General features: G+C 75.4%; 15 protein-coding genes. 1 reads left to right on the top strand and 14 read right to left on the bottom strand.

The window, feature by feature from the left end; genetic code table 11:
- Positions 1-88: 88 nt before the first annotated feature.
- The 4 genes from ACZ5GH_RS33150 to ACZ5GH_RS33165 all read right to left on the bottom strand — a co-directional run bounded on the left by ACZ5GH_RS33150 (position 89) and on the right by ACZ5GH_RS33165 (position 4,563).
- A complete protein-coding gene (locus tag ACZ5GH_RS33150) occupies positions 89-463 on the bottom strand; it encodes a DUF1304 domain-containing protein (protein WP_387753431.1) in 375 nt (124 codons plus the stop codon).
- A complete protein-coding gene (locus tag ACZ5GH_RS33155; RefSeq protein ID WP_464336916.1) occupies positions 460-1,458 on the bottom strand; it encodes a serine/threonine-protein kinase in 999 nt (332 codons plus the stop codon). The genes ACZ5GH_RS33150 and ACZ5GH_RS33155 overlap by 4 nt, the downstream gene beginning before the upstream one ends.
- A gap of 86 nt (positions 1,459-1,544) precedes the next feature.
- Entirely contained in the window at positions 1,545-2,105 is a 561-nt protein-coding gene (locus ACZ5GH_RS33160; RefSeq protein WP_387753429.1) for a hypothetical protein, read from the bottom strand.
- Between the two features lie 7 nt (positions 2,106-2,112).
- Positions 2,113-4,563, bottom strand: a complete 2,451-nt coding sequence (locus tag ACZ5GH_RS33165) for an ABC transporter ATP-binding protein/permease (protein ID WP_464336132.1) — start codon at positions 4,561-4,563, stop codon at positions 2,113-2,115.
- A gap of 158 nt (positions 4,564-4,721) precedes the next feature.
- Here ACZ5GH_RS33165 and ACZ5GH_RS33170 point away from each other — a divergent pair, with 158 nt between their 5' ends.
- Entirely contained in the window at positions 4,722-6,071 is a 1,350-nt protein-coding gene (locus ACZ5GH_RS33170) for an acyltransferase (RefSeq protein WP_464336133.1), read from the top strand.
- A 70-nt stretch (positions 6,072-6,141) separates the two neighbouring features.
- On the opposite strand, the gene ACZ5GH_RS33175 is transcribed toward ACZ5GH_RS33170, so the two are convergent.
- From ACZ5GH_RS33175 to ACZ5GH_RS33220, 10 genes are all read right to left on the bottom strand, one after another.
- A complete protein-coding gene (locus tag ACZ5GH_RS33175; protein WP_464336134.1) occupies positions 6,142-6,927 on the bottom strand; it encodes a DUF3050 domain-containing protein in 786 nt (261 codons plus the stop codon).
- A gap of 61 nt (positions 6,928-6,988) precedes the next feature.
- Complete coding sequence (locus ACZ5GH_RS33180; protein WP_464336135.1) at positions 6,989-7,957, bottom strand: alpha-ketoacid dehydrogenase subunit beta; 969 nt, start codon at positions 7,955-7,957, stop codon at positions 6,989-6,991.
- Positions 7,954-9,066 (bottom strand): thiamine pyrophosphate-dependent dehydrogenase E1 component subunit alpha, encoded by a 1,113-nt coding sequence (locus tag ACZ5GH_RS33185; RefSeq protein ID WP_387753415.1) that lies wholly within the window; start codon positions 9,064-9,066, stop codon positions 7,954-7,956. The genes ACZ5GH_RS33180 and ACZ5GH_RS33185 overlap by 4 nt, the downstream gene beginning before the upstream one ends.
- A complete protein-coding gene (gene hppD, locus ACZ5GH_RS33190) occupies positions 9,063-11,069 on the bottom strand; it encodes a 4-hydroxyphenylpyruvate dioxygenase (protein WP_464336136.1) in 2,007 nt (668 codons plus the stop codon). The genes ACZ5GH_RS33185 and hppD overlap by 4 nt, the downstream gene beginning before the upstream one ends.
- A gap of 82 nt (positions 11,070-11,151) precedes the next feature.
- Positions 11,152-12,408, bottom strand: a complete 1,257-nt coding sequence (locus ACZ5GH_RS33195) for a beta-ketoacyl-[acyl-carrier-protein] synthase family protein (RefSeq protein WP_464336137.1) — start codon at positions 12,406-12,408, stop codon at positions 11,152-11,154.
- A 73-nt stretch (positions 12,409-12,481) separates the two neighbouring features.
- Positions 12,482-14,098, bottom strand: a complete 1,617-nt coding sequence (locus ACZ5GH_RS33200; protein WP_464336138.1) for a class I adenylate-forming enzyme family protein — start codon at positions 14,096-14,098, stop codon at positions 12,482-12,484.
- A 208-nt stretch (positions 14,099-14,306) separates the two neighbouring features.
- Positions 14,307-14,876 (bottom strand): beta-ketoacyl synthase N-terminal-like domain-containing protein, encoded by a 570-nt coding sequence (locus ACZ5GH_RS33205; protein WP_387753406.1) that lies wholly within the window; start codon positions 14,874-14,876, stop codon positions 14,307-14,309.
- A gap of 11 nt (positions 14,877-14,887) precedes the next feature.
- On the bottom strand, positions 14,888-16,045 hold the full coding sequence (locus ACZ5GH_RS33210) for a beta-ketoacyl synthase N-terminal-like domain-containing protein (protein ID WP_387753403.1): 1,158 nt from the start codon (positions 16,043-16,045) through the stop codon (positions 14,888-14,890).
- Positions 16,042-16,308 carry an acyl carrier protein gene (locus ACZ5GH_RS33215; protein ID WP_387753400.1) on the bottom strand — a complete coding sequence of 89 codons (267 nt, stop codon included), beginning with the start codon at positions 16,306-16,308 and terminating at the stop codon, positions 16,042-16,044. Before ACZ5GH_RS33215 ends, ACZ5GH_RS33210 begins: the two co-directional genes overlap by 4 nt.
- Entirely contained in the window at positions 16,305-16,580 is a 276-nt protein-coding gene (locus ACZ5GH_RS33220) for a phosphopantetheine-binding protein (protein ID WP_380449672.1), read from the bottom strand. Before ACZ5GH_RS33220 ends, ACZ5GH_RS33215 begins: the two co-directional genes overlap by 4 nt.
- Between the last annotated feature and the right edge of the window lie 47 nt (positions 16,581-16,627).

Raw genomic sequence — 16,627 nt, forward strand, 5'->3', positions numbered from 1 at the left:
TGCTGTCCGCCACCCCCAGCCTCCGCGACCTTCGCGGGGTAGGCGGAGTGTAGCCCCGCCGGACGGCGGTGAAACCGGTGACGCGGAGTCAGAAAACCTCGGCCAGAAGGATGACGGCCGCCGGGACGGCCTGACCGAGCGCCCCGCGCCACAGCCTGGGTTCCGAGACGAACAGGGTGGTCCCGCCCGCGACCATGAACGCGGCGATGTAGAGCACCATCGCCCGCCCCGCAGCCGGGTGCCCGGTGTGCAGCAGGACCAGGCCGGTGACCAGGCCGAGCGCCAGGAACAGGTTGTAGAAGCCCACGTTGACGCGCCACAGCCGGACCTCCGGGGCGTCCGCCGTGCTGCCGGTCAGCAGGCGGCGCACCCGTGGATGCCCGTACAGGAAGCTCTCCAGCGGCCAGACGATCAGGTGGACCGCCGCGGCGACCACCGCGAAGACCTGACTCAGGGCGTTCATGGCGGACGGCTCCCTCCGGACGGGTACGGCGGCGGGTGGACGACCGCCGCGGCCCAGGCGGGCGGCCGCGGCACCGCCGGAGGGTCGGCGGCGAGCGCCGGGACCACCCGGGTGGGCGGCCCGTCCGCGCGCCACGGCTCCGGCGCGCCGGCGGTGCTCGCCGCGCGCAGCTCGGCGACGAACCCCAGGCAGCTCGGGTACCGCTCCCCGGGCCGCTTGGCCAGCGCCCGGGCCACCACCGCCTCGACGCCGGCCGGCAGCTCGGGCCGGTGCTCGCGCAGCCCGGGCGGCGGGTCGTTGAGGTGCGCCCAGAGCAGCGCGAGGTCGCTCTCCCGGCGGAACGGCGGGGCGCCCGCGAGCATCTCGAACACCACGCAGCCGAGGCCGTACTGGTCGCAGCGCCCGTCCAGCGGCTTGCCGGAGATCTGCTCGGGTGCGGCGTAGTCGAGCGTGCCGACGATCTGGCCGACGCTGGTCAGGCCGCTGAGCGAGAGGGACTTCTTGGTCAGGCCGAAGTCCGCCAGGTAGAGGTGCTCCGGGTGCTCGCTGTCCGTTCCGGCGGCGACCAGCACGTTGCCCGGCTTGACGTCCCGGTGCACCAGGTCGTGGCCGTGGGCGGCGTCCAGCGCCGAGGCGATCTGGAGCGCGAGCCGGACGGCCCGCCCGACCGGGAGCGGGCCGGAGCGGTTGATCAGGGCGCGCAGGTCGCCGCCCTCGACGTAGCGCATCGCGAGGAACAGGATGCCGTCCTGCTCGCCCGCCTCGAACACCGGGATGATGTGCGGGTGGTCGATCGCGGCGGCGGCCTCCGACTCGTGCATGAAGCGCTGCCGGAACACCTCGTTGCGGGCCAGCTCCGGGGCGAGCAGCTTGATCGCGACGGTCCGGCCGAGCCGCAGGTCCTTGGCCCGGTAGACCACGGCCATGCCGCCGCGCCCGATCTCCTGCTCCAGCCGGTAGCCGGCGACCTGCCGCCCGACCAGCCCGGAGGGCAGGACGGGGGCGTCCCGCCCTGCGGTGGACGGGTCGACGGCAGGCCTTCCGGCGGTGGGTCCCTCGGCGGACGGCCGGTCGGCGGAGGTCACGGCTCACCGGTCCGGGTGGGGGCGGACGGGCTGTGCACGGGCGGCGGGCCGGTCCGCGGGGAGGCGGGCGCCACCGGGTGGTCGGTGGCCGCGTACGTCTGGAGCTGGAGCCCGTCGCCGTAGCACCAGCGGTCGTGCACCGGATCGAACAGCCAGACCGCCTCGCCGTCGACCACCAGGCCGATCCGCAGGCCGCGGGTGCGCTCCCGGAAGGCCTCCAGGTCGAGGGCGCCGGTGGCGAGGTCCTCCAGCAGGGCGCGGTAGCGGGCGAGTGCGCCCCCGGCCTCGGCGAGCGCCGGGCGCGGGTCGGCGGTCCGCGCGGGCGGGGCCCCGGCGGTGGGCGGTGTCTGCGGCAGGGCGACCAGCAGCCGGCCGTCCACCCAGGCGGTCCAGCCGTTGGAGCAGAGGATCCGGGCCCAGTCGCCCCGGCGGTCGAGCAGCCGCAGCGGCAGCAGCGGGTCGAGGCGGGTGGCGGGCCGGCCCGGGTCCGGTGCCTCCCAGGAGGCCAGCCCGTCCGGCGGGGCGACATGGGTGGGGCGGAAGGCGAACTCGTCCATGGGCGGGTCACCGCCGCATGATGCTGGGCTCGTGCCGCCGCAGCAGGGCCAGCATCACCAGGCCGTACAGCAGCGACAGCGCGGGCAGCAGCACCATGCTCAGCAGCCAGCCGGAGCGCTGGTGGCGGAACATCGGGTCGGCGGTGATCGCGTTCGGGAAGATGCCGTGCAGCTCGACGGTGCGCGCCATCGCCGACAGGCCCCAGCGGGACGGGATCAGCCAGGCGAACTGCTCCAGCCCCGGGACGCCGTGCAGCTTGAGCATCAGACCGCTGAAGACGATCTGCACCACCGAGAGGAGCACCAGCAGCGGCATGGTGGCCTCCTCCTTGTCCACCAGCGCCGAGACCACCAGGCCGAGCATCATCGCCGAGAAGGCGAGCAGCGCGACCGCGATGATCAGCTCGGGCAGCTGCGGCATCACCACGCCGGTCGGCACCGCGAAGGACAGGTCCACCCCGGCCAGGCCGACCACGGTCAGGACGACGGCCTGGGCCACCGTGACCGTGCCCAGCACCACCACCTTGGAGACCAGGTAGGCCGATCTGGAGAGCCCGACCACCCGCTCCCGTTGGTAGATCGCGCGTTCCTTGACCAGTTCGCGCACCGAGTTGGCGGATCCGGTGAGCAGCCCGCCGATGCAGAGCGTGAGCAGGCAGTTCACGGCGTTCTCGGGGGAGAGCCGGGAGCCGGCCATCGCCCGGCACATCAGGCCGATCACGAAGGGCAGCACCACCATGATGGTCAGGAAGAGCCGGTCGGCGGCCAGCACGGAGGTGTACCGGCGCACCAGGGTGCCCAGTTGGGAGAACCAGCTCTGCGGCTTCTCCCGGCCGATCGCGGGCGCGACCGGCTCAGGCTGGGACGCGTACGGCTGCGGGACCGGCTGCGGGGCCGGCTGCGGGGCCCGGTGCGGCGCCGCCCCGTCGTCGGCCGCGACGTAGCGCGCGTACTGCGGGGACTGCCGGAACCGATCCTGCCAGGCCGCGTGGTCCTCGTTCTCGAAGGCCTCGAAGGCCTCCGGCCACTCCTCGAAGCCGAAGAACTCCAGCGCCTCGCCGGGCGGCCCGTAGAACGCCGTCCGCCCGCCCGGGGCCAGCACCAGCAGCCGGTCGCAGACGTTCAGGCTGAGCACGCTGTGGGTCACCACGACCACCGTCCGGCCGTCGTCGGCCAGCCCGCGCAGCATCCGCATCACCGAGCGCTCCATGCCCGGGTCCAGGCCGGAGGTCGGCTCGTCGAGGAAGAGCAGGGACGGCTTGGTGAGCAGCTCCAGCGCGACGCTGACCCGCTTGCGCTGGCCACCGGAGAGGCTGGCGATCACCTGGTCGGCCCGGGCGTCCAGGCCCAGCTCGTGGATCACCTCCAGGACCCGGGCCTCCCGCTCCTGCGGATCGGTGTCGCCCGGGAAGCGCAGCTCGGCGGCGTAGGACAGGGCGCGGCGGACGGTGAGCTGGGTGTGCAGGATGTCGTCCTGCGGCACCAGGCCGATCCGGCGGCGCAGCTCGGCGTAGTCGCGGTAGAGGTCGCGGCCGTCGTACAGCACCGTGCCCTCGTCGGCGGGGCGCAGCCCGGTGAGGGCGTTGAGCAGCGTGGACTTGCCGGCGCCGCTGGGGCCGGCCACCGCGAGCAGCGCCTTCTCGGCGAGCGGGAAGCCGACGTCGTCCAGCAGCACCCGGTGGTCGGGGCCGACCCGGACCACCAGGTTGCGGACGTCCAGGGAGATCTCGCCGGTGTCGGTGTACTCGACCAGTCGGCCGTCGGCCAGGCAGAGCGCGGAGTGGCCGATGCCGACGATGTCGGCCGGGCCGACCGGGGCCCGGCGGACCGGGCGGCCGTTGAGGTAGGTGCCGTTGTGGCTGTCCAGGTCGACGATCTCGTGGCCGCCGTCGGGCAGTTCGCGCAGCTCGGCGTGGTGCCGGGAGACCACCAGGTCGTCCAGGACCAGGTCGTTGTCGGGCGAGCGGCCGATCCGTACGGTGTGCCCGGGCAGCTGCAGGACGGCGCTCGGGCTGCGGAAGGTGCCGGAGAGCTGGGGGGCGACCAGGGACGGGCGCTCCCGCGCCGCGAGCACGGGATCCGCGGCGCCGTCGAGGGCGGAGGCCGAGGAGGCGGAGGCGGGCGCGGGCGCCGGATCGGCCGGGTCGGCGAAGGTCACGCAGGGGCCGGCGGCCGGATCGCCGAAGCGCAGCCGGGTGCCCGGACCGACGTCCTCGCTGCTGACCCGCAGCCCGTGGTCGTAGGTGCCGTTGGTGCTGCCGACGTCCTCCACCCGCCAGTGCCCGTCGGTGGCGCGCAGGATCGCGTGGTGCCAGGAGACCCGGGGGTCGTCCAGCACGATCTCGCTGGTCGGGTCGCGGCCGAGGCGGTAGGCCCGGGCCGGGTCGATCAGCTGCGAGTCGGTGTCGGTGACCAGTACGAGGGGCGGCGCGGAGGGTGCGCCGGGGCGCTCTCCCATGCTCGGCATTCTATCGCCGCCGCTGCCGGCGCGGCGCTCGGAAGGCCGTACCGGAGTGCGGGATTGGACTGGACCACTGCCTCCGTACGCCACTATCGTTCGGCGTGCCCGCGGATCGCGCGGCGCCGGAGGTCGTCGACTGCTTCGGAACGGAAACCATGAGCATCTGGCCGCAGTTGCGACGGTCCCGGACCGTCCGGGCCCGACGCGCCACCGACCGGGTGCTGCGCTGCGGGCTGATGGACACCATGCTCGCCGACCTCGCCGTCTCGGTCGTGCTCTGCTTCGAGCACCCGCTGGACGACGAGCGGCTCGCCGCCGGCCTGGCCCGCGCGTTGGAACGGGTGCCGGTCTTCGCCGGACGGCTGCGCACCGTCGAGGGCGTCCTGGAGGCGGTCTGCGACGACACCGGCGTGCCGTTCGAGGTCTACACCGTGGAGGGCACGCTCGCCGAGGCGATGGGCCGGGTGACGGCGCCCGGCTCCGGACTGGTCGCCCCGCTGGACGCCCCCGCCGCGCGCCACGGCGGCGTCCCGCTGCTCACCGTGCGGATGACCCGCACGGCCGACGGCGGGACGGTGCTCGGCTGCTCCTGGCACCACGCGGTCGGCGATCTGCACAGCTTCATGCTGCTGCTGCGGAGCTGGTCCGCGGCGGTCGAGGGTGAGCCCCTGCCGGAGGCCGAACTGGTCGACGACCAGGACGAGTTGCTGAACGAAGTGCTCCCGGCCGAGGACTGCGGGCGGCCCGGGTTCCGGGTGCCCTCGGCGGCGGAGGCGGAGCTGCTGGCCCACGAGGTGGCGGTCGGCCCGCGCGCCAACCGGATCGTCCAGATCGCCTTCACCGACGCCGAAGTGTCCCGGATGCGCGAGGAGTTCGGTGCCGCGGCTGGTCGGCCGCTCTCCGCCGGGGACGTGCTCTGTGCCCATCTCGTCGGCACGCTACGGGAGTTGGACGGTGACGACGCCGAGCGGATGCTGACCGTGCCGGTCAACGCGCGCCGCTGGCTGGGCCTGTCGCCCGCACTGGTGGGCAACCTGCTGAGCGAGGTCCATCTGCCGTACCGCCCCGCGGACGGCCCGGCGGTACTGGCCGACGCGCTGCGCACGGCGGTCGAGGAGTTTCCGGCCGCGCACCTCAACCTCCGCGCCAACCTGTGGTTCCTGGCCACCCTCGGCCGCTCACGGCTGGGCGACTGCGTGCCGCTGGGCTTCGACCCGGGCGCGCGCCGGTTCAGCTTCTCCAACTGGAGCGGCTTCGGCGCCTATGCGGTGAGCTTCCAGAGCCGGCGCCCGGTGTTCTTCAGTCCGGCCGCCAACTACCCGATCCCCTGGGTCAGTTGGACGGTCGAGGGGTTCCGGGGCGAGGGCCGGCTGGCCACCGTGGTGCTGCCGGCCCGGCTCGCCGCCCGGGTGCGCGGGGCGCAGGGCCGGGCGGCACTGCACCGCTTCCGGCGGGCCGAGGACCGGCCGCCCGCCTCGGAGGCCGTCCTGCCCAAGGTGATCTGAGCCGCTCCCGGCGGCCACGGACGCCGTGGTCGCCGGGAGCGGCCGCCGCGCGACCGTACCGTCGCGGGTGTCAGAAGGAACGCTCGATCGCGCTCCACAGCTGGAGCCGGGCGCGCAGTGCGCTGCGGACCGTCTCGGCGCAGGAGTCCCACTTGGCCTGGTCGTCGCCGCACAGGTCGATCAGCATCTGCATCGCCATCGGGGTGTGCTGCTCGCCGTCCACCTCGATGTGGCGGGCCAGGTAGTCCTTGAAGACGGTGAGCGAGCCCTCGGGGTCGTCGATCCGGACGACCTGGGTGAACATGTCCGGGATCAGGTCCTCACGGCCGAAGGCGAAGGCGGCGGCCCGGCCGTGCACCGGCGCGTTCTCCACGATCGACCAGGTGGTGGAGGTGAAGTCCAGGGCGGGCTGCGGCACTCCGGCGCGCTTCAGGGCGTCCGGCACGGCGGTGCCGGAGCCCAGCAGGGCCAGGAAGTCCTCGATCGGGCGCGGGTCGGCCCCGGCCTGCCGCATGCCCTCCAGGTAGAGCTCGAAGTGGCTGGTGTAGCCCTCGCCGAGCTCGTCGCTCTCCTCGACCAGCACGATCTCGTTGATCAGCCGGCGGCTGGCGGTCGGGCCGTTCGGGACCCACGGCACGTCGACGCAGGTGAGGTCGCGCTGGAGGCTCTTGAGCAGCGACATGAAGTCCCAGACGGCGAAGACGTGGCTGCCGAGGAAGGTGCGGACGCGCTCGATGCCGGTGAGTGCGCGGTACACCGAGTGCTCGACCACCTCGCGGCGCAGCGGGTCGACGGCCTGCTGGAGGCTGGTCAGCCCGGGGTGCGAGCGGTCCCAGTGGTAGCGGTTCGTGGACAATGCGACTCCTCGGTCGGGTCATGGGAACATGGGGGGCCTGCGGGGGCGTGAATCCGTGCGGTCAGCGGTGCTTCATCACGAGGTCCAGCGCGTGCCGCAGCTGCTCGCGGCCGGGCTGGACGGCGCGGTCGAGGGCGGGGGCGAACGGCAGTACGGCGCCGTCCGGGCGGGTGATCCGGCGGGGCGGGGCGGTCAGGCGCATCTCCTCGGCGGCGGTGGCCAGCACCTCGGCGCCGAAGCCGCAACTGCGGTTGGAGTCGTCCAGGACGACCAGGCGTCCGGTGCGCTCCAGCGAGTCGGCGAGCGCCTGCCAGTCGAAGGGGTACACCGTGCGCGGGTCGAGGACCTCCACCGAGAGGTCCGGCGCCAGCTCCTCGGCCACCGCGAGGGCGTCGTGCACCAGGTGCCCGAGGGCGACCACGGTGACGTCGGTGCCCGGCCGGTGGATCCGGGCCCGGCCGAGCGGGACGGGGGCGAGGTCCCAGGTGACGGTCTCGCGCACCGGCATCGCGGCGGCCGGCGCGAACACCACGACCGGGTCCGGGTCGCGGACCGCCGAGCGCAGCAGCCCGTAGGCGTCGGTCGGGGTGGCGGGCACCACGGTCTTCACCCCGGCGTGCGCGAACAGGCTGTACGGGTGGTCGGAGTGCTGCCCGGCCCAGCCGTCCCGGGAGCCCGAGCCGGGCACCAGACAGGTCAGCGGGACGGCGGCCTGGCCGCCGGTCATCAGCGAGAACTTGTGGGCCTGGTTGACGAGTTGCTCGAAGACCAGGAACAGCAGGGACGGGATCTGGAACTCCAGCACCGGGCGCCGGCCGGCCAGGGCGGCGCCGACCGCCATCGAGGTGAAGGCCTGCTCGGACAGCGGGGTGTCGACGATCCGCTCCGGCCCGAAGCGGTCCAGCAGGCCGAGGGTCGGCCCGGCCAGGCCGGCGCCGATGTCCTCGCCGAAGACGCAGACCGCCGGATCGGCGGCGAGTTCGTCGGCCAGCGCCCGGTTGAGCGCCTTGGTGTACGAGAGCCTGGTCACGAGGTCACTCCCGCCCTGGGCCGCAGCCCGTCGGCGTACAGGTGGTCCAGCGCGCCGGCCGGGTCCGGGTGCGCCGAGGCGAGCGCGAACTCCTCGGCGGCGGCGAGCTGTTCGGCCACCGAACGGTCCAGGTCGGCGACCGTGGCCGGGTCGAGCAGGGCGGCGGCGCGGGGGAGCGGGTCGCGCTCGCGCCACGCCCCGACCTCCTCGGCGGAGCGGTAGCGCAGCTTCATCCGGCGCTCCATGGTGTGGTGGCCCTCGTAGCGGTAGGTGCGGCAGTTGAGGAAGCCGGGGCCGCGGCCGTTCCGGGCCCGCTCGACGGCGCGCAGCGCGGCGGCGCGGACGGCTTCGGTGTCCATGCCGTCGACCTCCTCGGCGGGGATGCCGAAGGCGGCGGCCCGGCCGGCGGCACTGCCCGCGACGGCGGTGGCGGCGGGCAGGGTGGTGGCGTAGCCGTTGTCCTCGCAGACGAACAGCACCGGCAGCCGCCACATCGCGGCGAGGTTGAGCGACTCCAGCAGGACGCCCTGGTTGAGCGCTCCGTCGCCGAAGAAGGCCACCGCGACCGCGGTCCGGCCGACCGGCGCGGGGTCGGCGGCGGAACCGGCGGCGGTCACCCGGTCGGGCGCCGCCCGTTCGAGTGGTGGGGCGGCCGAGGCGGCCCGGGCCGCCCACGCGGCGCCGACCGCGATCGGGGCGCCGGCGCCGACCATGCCGTTGGCGCCCAGGATGCCGAGCGAGAAGTCGGCGGCGTGCATGGAGCCGCCCCGGCCGCCGTTCGACCCGCCGACCCGTCCCAGGAGCTCGGCGAGCAGCCGGTGCGGCGCGGTGCCCCGGGCGAGCACGTGGCCGTGGCCGCGGTGGGTGCTGGTGAGCCGGTCGCCCGGGCCGAGCGCCGAGCACACGCCGACCGCGACGGCCTCCTGCCCGATGTACGGGTGGATGCCGCCGGGGACCGCGCCGGACTTCACCAGGCCGAGCGCCAGCTCCTCGAAGCCCCGGATCAGCCGCAGCATCCGGTAGCGCTCGGCCGGGGTGTCCAGCGGGGCGGGACCAGGGCCGCCGGGCGGCACCGCGTGCCCGTCGGCCGTGTGCGCGGGAGCGGTCACGGCCGTCCCCGCCAGACCGTCGGGCAGAACCGCGGGTCGGCGTAGTCCGGGCGGCCGTCGTCCGTGCGGCGCACCAGCACGTCGTGGTTGTACACCACCGGCTCGCCGTCCGGCCGGTCGTGCCGGCGGTACTCGTTGGCGCCGTCCTGGAGGTGCAGCGAGACCGCCCGGCGCGGGTGGGAAGCCAGGTTGGGGCCACTGCCGTGGTAGGTCAGGCAGTGGTGGAAGGACATGTGGCCGCGCGGGATCAGCATCGGGACCTTCCGCACCCGCTGCCCGTTGTGCGCCGCGTTGGCGGCCAGGATGCCCTCCAGCTCGGAGCGGTCGCGGTCGGCGAAGTGCCGGGTGGAGTCCTCGCCCGAGGGCAGCTCCCGCCAGCGGTGGCTGCCGTCGACCATGGTGATGGTGCCGTTCTCCTCGCGGCAGTCGTGGAACGGGATGAAGGCGGTGAGCATCTCCTCCGAGGTGCAGGTCTGCCAGTAGTGCTTGTCGAAGTGCCAGGGCACCCGGTTGCTGGGCTCCTCGGGCACGGGGGGCTTGTAGATGAGCGTCGACTGGAAGATCCGGATCTCCTCGGCGCCGGCGAGCAGCGCGGCCACCGCGCCGATCAGCGGCTTGCGCAGGATCGCGCCGATCGCGTCGCTCTCGAAGTGCACGTAGTCGTTGTGCCGCTGGACCGGCCCGTCCCCGGGCCGCCAGGAGGCCAGCCGGGGCGGCCGGACGGGCAGTTCGCGGTCGCGGTGGCCGGCGTAGTACCGCTCGGTGGCGGCCTGGAGGGTGTCCAGTTCCTCGTCGCCGAGGAGCTTGCGGGAGAGGTACCAGCCGTGCTCGCGGTAGTGCGCCACCTCCTCGGGGGTGGGCAGCAGGGCGCGCTCGGCCTCGGTGAGATGGAATGCGGGGGCGGCGGCCATCGGACGGGCCTCCGTCGGATGTGCGGGAGCGGGCCGGTCGACGGTGGTGGGGCGGTCGAGGGCGATGGGGCCGTGCCGGTCGACGGCGGTGGGCCGGTCTGCGCCGGTGGGGCCGTGCCGGTCGACGGCCTCGTAGAGGGCCTTGATGTTCGCGGTGCCGAAGGTGCCCGCCCCCTGGCGCTCGATCAGTTCGAGGAAGAAGGTGCGCCGGGGGTGCGTGGAGCGGGCGAAGATCTGGAACAGCCGGCCGCCGTGGTCCTGGTCGACCAGGACGTGCAGGTCGCGCAGGGTCCCCACCGGGATGGCCGGACCGCCGAGGCGGTCGGTCAGGGCGTCGAAGTAGGCGGCGGGGGTGGTCAGGAACTCCACGCCGCGCTTCCGGGCGGTTCGGACGGCGCCGGCGATGTCGCGGGTTCTGAAGGCGAGGTGCTGGACGCCGGCCCCGCCGTGGGCGGCGAGGAACTCGTCGATCTGGCCGGGCCGGCGGGTGGGGTCGGGCTCGATCAGGGTGAAGGTGACGCCGCCGGAGGCGCTCTGCACCACCTTGGAGTCCATCGCCTGCTCGCCGACCTCGATGTACTCCTCGAAGACCGTGCGGAAGCCCAGCGCGGTCTCGCAGAACCGTACGGTGGCCGCGAGGGTGCCGGCCGGCAGGCAGACGGCGACGTGGTCGAGCCCGTCCAGCAGCCGGGGCTCGGGTGCGGTCTCCGGTGCGGGCTCGGCGGCGGGCAGCGGCACCAGGCGCAGGGCGGTGTCGCCGAAGCCCTCGATCAGCGCGCCGGCCCGGTCGAGCACCCGGGCGCCGTGCCGTTCGGCCCGCTCCAGCGCGGCCGCCGGGTCGGTGCAGCCGAGCGCGAGGACGGCCACGCCGTCGCCGTGCCGGGCGACGTACTCGGCGACCGGGTGCTCCGGGTCGGTGGCGGAGGTCAGCCGCAGCCGGATGGTGCCCTGGCGCAGCCCGACGGTGCGGGTGCCGTCCGGCGCGGTGGCCGGGGCGTCGGCGGTGAAGCCGTAGTCGGCCTGGAGTCCGGCCGCGGTCTTGTCGGCGTCCGCGCAGTGGAACTCGACATGGGTGATGGTCTGGATGGACAACGGGATCTCCCCCGGAGGGATGGCGGATCGAGGATCGGCGGGCTGCCGCCGCGCGGCGGTGGGCGGCGGCAGCGGACGGTGACTACCGGGCCGAGCGGGTGGAGGCCGGGCCGAGGACCAGGCTGAGGTTGTGGCCGCCGAAGGCGAAGGCGTTGCTCAGCGCGGCGCGCACCGGGCCGGTCCGGGCGGCTCCCCGGACGTGGTCCAGGTCGCAGGCCGGGTCGGGATCGGTCAGGTTGAGGGTCGGCGGCAGCGTCCCCCGCGCCACCGCCAGCGCGGTCACCACCGCCTCCAACGCGCCCGCGGCGCCGAGGAGATGGCCGGTGGCGCCCTTGGTGGAGCTGACCACGGGCGGCCGCGCGCCGAACACGGCGTGCAGCGCGGCGGTCTCGGCCACGTCGCCGAGCCGGGTGCCGGTGCCGTGGGCGTTCACGTAGTCGATGTCGCCCGGGGCCAGGCCCGCGTTGGCGAGTGCGGCACGCATCGCGTCGGCGGCGCCGGTGCCGTCCGGGCGCGGCGAGGTCGGGTGGTGGGCGTCGGTGGAGGCGCCCCAGCCGAGGACGTCCGCGTACCCGGCGGCGCCGCGCGCCTCGGCGTGCTCGGCCCGCTCCAGTACGAGGACGGCGCTGCCCTCGCCCAGCACGAAGCCGTTGCGGCGGGCGTCGAAGGGCCGGCTCGCCTGCTCCGGATCCTCCCAACCCTGTGCCAGGGTACGGGCGTTGGTGAAGGCGGCGGCGATCGTCGGGTGCAGCGAGGACTCGGTGCCGCCGCACACCACCACGTCGGCGTCGCCGGCCCGGATCAGCCGCAGCCCCTCGGCGATCGCCTGGGCGCCGGCCGCGCAGGCCGTCACCACGGCGGAGCTGTAGCCCCGGATGCCGTGCTTGATGGCGATCCGGGCGGCCGCCATGTTGGAGAGCATCCCGGGCAGCAGGTACGGGCTGACGCCGGGGCGGCCGCGTTCCAGCCGGCGGTGCGACTGCTGCTCGAAGGTCTCCAGTCCGCCGCCGCCGGTGGCCAGCACCACGGCGGTGCGGTGCGGGTCGGCGTCCCGGCCGACGGCCAGGCCGGCGTCGGCGAGCGCGTCGTCGGCGGCGGCCAGGGCGAGCAGCACGAAGCGGTCGACGCAGCGGGTCTCGGTGGGCGGCAGCACCTCCCGGCCGTCCACGGCGGGGGCGATCCCGGCGGCGGGCAGCCAGCCGTGCGCGGGGTGGCCCTCGGGGACGGCCCGCAGGCCGGAGCGGCCGGCGGTCAGCGCCTCGAACACCTCGGCGGGTTCGCGGCCGAGCGGGGAGACCAGGCCGATACCGGTGACGACGGCGCCGGGTCGCGGGGTCATGCGCCCACCTCGCTTCGCTCGGCGGCCGCTTCGCGCAACGCGCACCTCCGGACGGTTCGCCCGCTTCGCCCGTTCACGCGCCCACCGCCGCGAGGTGGTTCTCCCGCAGCAGGACCTTGCGGACCTTGCCGGTCGGGCCGAGCGGGATGTCGTCGGGGGAGACCACCAGCACCTTGCGGACGGTCGCCGCGGCGGCCTCGTCCAGGGCGGCGACGACCGCCGCGGTGCGGTCCGCGGCCTCGTCGGCGCCCGCGGCGAGGAGCAGCAGCACGTCGGTGACCACGCGGTCGCCGTCCCGTACCGCGACCACCGTGCAGTCCAGCACGTCCGGGCAGGCGGCGAGTACGCGCTCCTCCGACATCGCGGTGAACAGCCGTCGGCCGTCGGCGAGTTCGACCGAGTCGACGGCCCGGTCGACGTGGTAGTAGTAGCCCTCCTCGTCCCGGTACATCAGGTCCCCGGTGAGGAAGCGGCCGCGCAGCCGGGTGCGGAAGGTGGTGGCCGAGTCGTTCCAGTAGCCGAGTGCCAGGGTGGGCGAGGCGGTGGCGAGTTCGCCGACCTCGCCGGGCCCGAGCGGCTCGCCGTCGGGGCCGACCACCTCGCAGTCGACGAAGGCGTGCGGGCGGCCGACGCAGCGGCCATAGCGCTCGGTGCCGGGGCCGTGGGTGATGAAGAAGTGGGAGTGGCCCATCTCGGTGGAGCCGAGGCCGTCCACGAACAGCGAGCCGGGCACCCGGGTGCGGCCGTCGCGAGTGACGGTCTCCCGGCTGCCGGTGGCGATGAGGCGGCGGATGTGCACCTCGTGGGCGCAGTCGCCGGTGTTCCACCAGAGCGCGACGGAGGTCAGGTCGCGGGCGGCGAGGTCGTGCCGGGCGAGGTCGGCCCAGGTGGCGGCGAAACCGATCACCCCGGTGGGCCGCCATCGCTCGACGGCCGCCAGCACGCCGTCGCCGGACTGCCGGGAGAGCACGGCGAGTTCGGTGTGCGAGCTGAGTGCGAGGTTGAGGGCGATCAGGGTGGCGGCGTGCGGGGCGGGCAGTGCGCTGAGCATCCGGTCCTGGCCCTGCGGGCGGGGCAGCCGCAACCGGTGGCGGATCGCCGCGTACAGGCTCGCGTGCGAGTGGACGACGGCCTTGGGCATCCCGGTGGTGCCGGAGGAGTGGGTGATCGCCACCGGGTCCCCGGACCAGTGCCGGTACGGCTCCGGGGCGGCGTCCGGGTCGCCGGTGCCGAGGGTGGCGATCTCGGGCAGCAGCGGCGCGCCGGTCTGGTGGCCGGCCAGCGCGGCCAGGTGGGCGGGGTCGGCGAGGACCCCGGCCGCGCCGAGGCGGGCGATGTAGCGGGCGGCGCGCTCGCCGTCCAGGTTGGGGTTGAGCAGTGCGGGGACGGCGCCGAGCCGGGCCAGGGCGAGGAAGGCGAGCACGTGGTCGGCGGCGTCGCTCGCGTACACCACCACCGGGTCGCGCCGGGTGATGCCCAGGCCGTGCAGGGCGGCGGCACGGGCCCGGACGGCTCGGTCCAGCTCGCGCAGGGTGAACGGCTGCCAGGCGGGGTGGTCGTCCACCGGGGTGTCGAAGCTGAGCAGCGGCACGTCCAGGTCGAGCCCGAGGGCGATCCGGGCGGTCAGGACGTTGCCGGCGCCCACGTCGGGGTCGTCCGCGAGCTGGGTGCGGAGGCTGCGGATGGTCACGGGGGTGGGTCCCTCCCTCGGGGCCGGTGGACGGCCCGGGCGGCTGATCGGGTGGCGGGTCGGCCGCGCGGGGCGGCGAGGCGGTGTGCCGCGCGGGCGGCCGGGGCGGTGTGCCGCTCGGGCGGCGGGTGTCGGGTGCGAGGCGATGCCCGGGAGGGGCGCTGGTGTGCCGGGTGCGGCTGCGTCAGGCGCCGGGCCTCGATGGTTCCTACGGCCGGCGGTGCCCGGGTGGTTCAGCCCGGTCGGGTTCCGTGCCCGGACCGGCGAGCAGGACGGCGGCGGCCCGGTGGTCCCCGTCGGGCGTCCGCTCGACGGCCACGGCCAGCACCAGGTCGGCGTCGCCGTCCTCGAGCAGCAGTGCGGCGAGTTCGAACGCCTCGGCCGGGACGCGACCGGGGTCGGCCTCGGCCGGGCAAACCGCCACGACGGGGCCGGTCAGGCCCCAGCGCGCGGAGACGTGCCCGAGGACGGCGTTCGGGTTGGACTGGAAGAACAGCAGCGGGCCGGTCCGCTGTCCGGGTTCGGCGCTGCGTTCGATGGCCCGCGCGGTGTCGAGGTCGCCGCTCGCGCTGGCGAGCAGCAGGGCGGTCCGTCCGGGGGCGGGCGGATCGCCGTGGTGGGCACGCAGACAGCGCTCGGCGGTGTCGGCGACCAGCGGGTTGAAGCCGGAGGCGGCGAAGCCGGGCAGCGGTGGCGGCGGTCCGTCCAGGCCGGGGGCGGGGCGGCGGGCCTCGGCGAGGATCCGCAGTCCGTGGGTGTGGTCGGCAGAGGTGGTCATGGCGGTGGCTGTCATCCCGGGGCCAGCAGCAGCGCGGTGTTGGCGCCGCCGAAGGCGGAGTTGAGGCTGAGGGCGTACGAGGGGCGGGCGGCGCGCGGGCCGTCCAGGACGAGGTCCAGCGCGAGGTCCTGGTCCGGGCCGAGCCAGCCGGCGTTGACCGGGAGCAGTCCGGTGCCCAACGCGCCGACCGTGACGACGAGTTCGAGCAGTGCGGAGGCCTCCAGGGCGTGCCCGTGCACGGACTTGCTGGAGCTGACCGGCAGGCGGTCGGTGTGCGTGCCGAACACCCGCCGCAGGGCGCGGGCCTCGGCCCGGTCAGCGAGGGTGGAGCCGGTTCCGTTGGCGTTGACGTAGCCGACCTCGGCCGGATCGACGCCCGCCCGCGCGAGCGCGGCCCCGATCGCCCGGGCCGCCCCGTCCCCCTCCGGTTCCGGGCGGCAGACGTGGTGGGCGTCCCCGGCCCGGCCCCACCCCGCCAGCCGGGCGAGCGCGGGTGCGCCGCGCCGTTCGGCGGCGGGGGCGGATTCGACCAGGACGGCGGCGGCCGCGTCGGCGAGCAGGGTGCCGGTGCGGCCGGCGCTGAACGGGCGCGCCTCGCCGTCCCGGGCCAGCGCCCGTCCGGCGTCGAAGACCGCGAAGACGCCCGGTTCGACGAGGTGCCCGGCCGCGACCAGGACCCGCTCGTGCCGTCCGGCGGCCACCAGGGCGCCCGCGTCGGCGACGGCGGTCGCGGCGGCCACGCAGGCGCCGTTGTAGACCCGGGTGACGCCCGGCGCGCCCCAGTCGGACCGGACTCCGGCGGCCACCGCGTCGGCGGTCGCGCGGGTGTGTCCGTCGCTGTGCAGGGCGAGCAGCACGGGCAGGCCGGCGCCCTCGGCGGCGGTCAGCCCGGCCTGTCGGCAGGCCTGGCCGATCGCGTCGAGCACGGCCCCGGCCAGCGGGTGGCGGCGGGCCGGCGGGCCGGTGTCGGGGAACAGCGCGGCGCGGGTGGTGCGGCGGGCGCTCACGTCGAAGCGGGTGACCGGGCCGAACAGGGACTTGCCGTGGGCGGTGGCCTCGGTCAGTGCGTCGAGCCCGCGCCCGGCGGCGCTGAGCACCCCGGCACCGGTGAGCACCGGGCGGCCGGGCGCCCGGCCCGGCGGCCCGGAGCCGGTGCGGGCGGGGATCACGGCCGTGCGCCCGCGCGGTCGGCGAGGACGGCCTCGCGCAGCAGGCCGGTGGCGTCGTCGACGGTGCGCACCGCGCCGAAGCGGTCGTCGTCCAGGTCCAGCTGGAGCCCGTACCGCTGCTCGAACTCGGCGACGAGCCAGGTCAGTTCGAGTGAGCCGAGGTCCTCGGGCACGGTGTCGACGGCGCGCTGCCCGAACGCCGCCAGCATGGTCAGGACCTCGGCCCGGTCCGGCAGGCCGTCGGGGAGCGGGGAGCCGGTCACGCGGCGCTGCCGGAGGTGGTGGCGAGGGCGTCGATCCGGCGGGCGACGTCGGCGGTGAACTCGTCCAGCGTCATCAGCGCGGTGGTCTCCATCTCGTCCAGGTCGAACTTGATCCCGAACTCGTCCTCGACCTGCACGGACAGGTCGGCCAGCGCGAGCGATTCGAGGTCCAGCCCGGCCGGGCCGAGGTCGGTGTCCCCGGTGACCTCGGAGACGTCGTACTGCATCTCGGCGAGTGCGGCCAGGACGAAGGCGCGGATGCGGTCCTGCATGGTGGTGGGCTCCTTGTCGGGGTGGTGGTGCGGACGGAACGGGGTGC

The sequence above is a fragment of the Kitasatospora sp. Xyl93 genome (assembly GCF_055383135.1).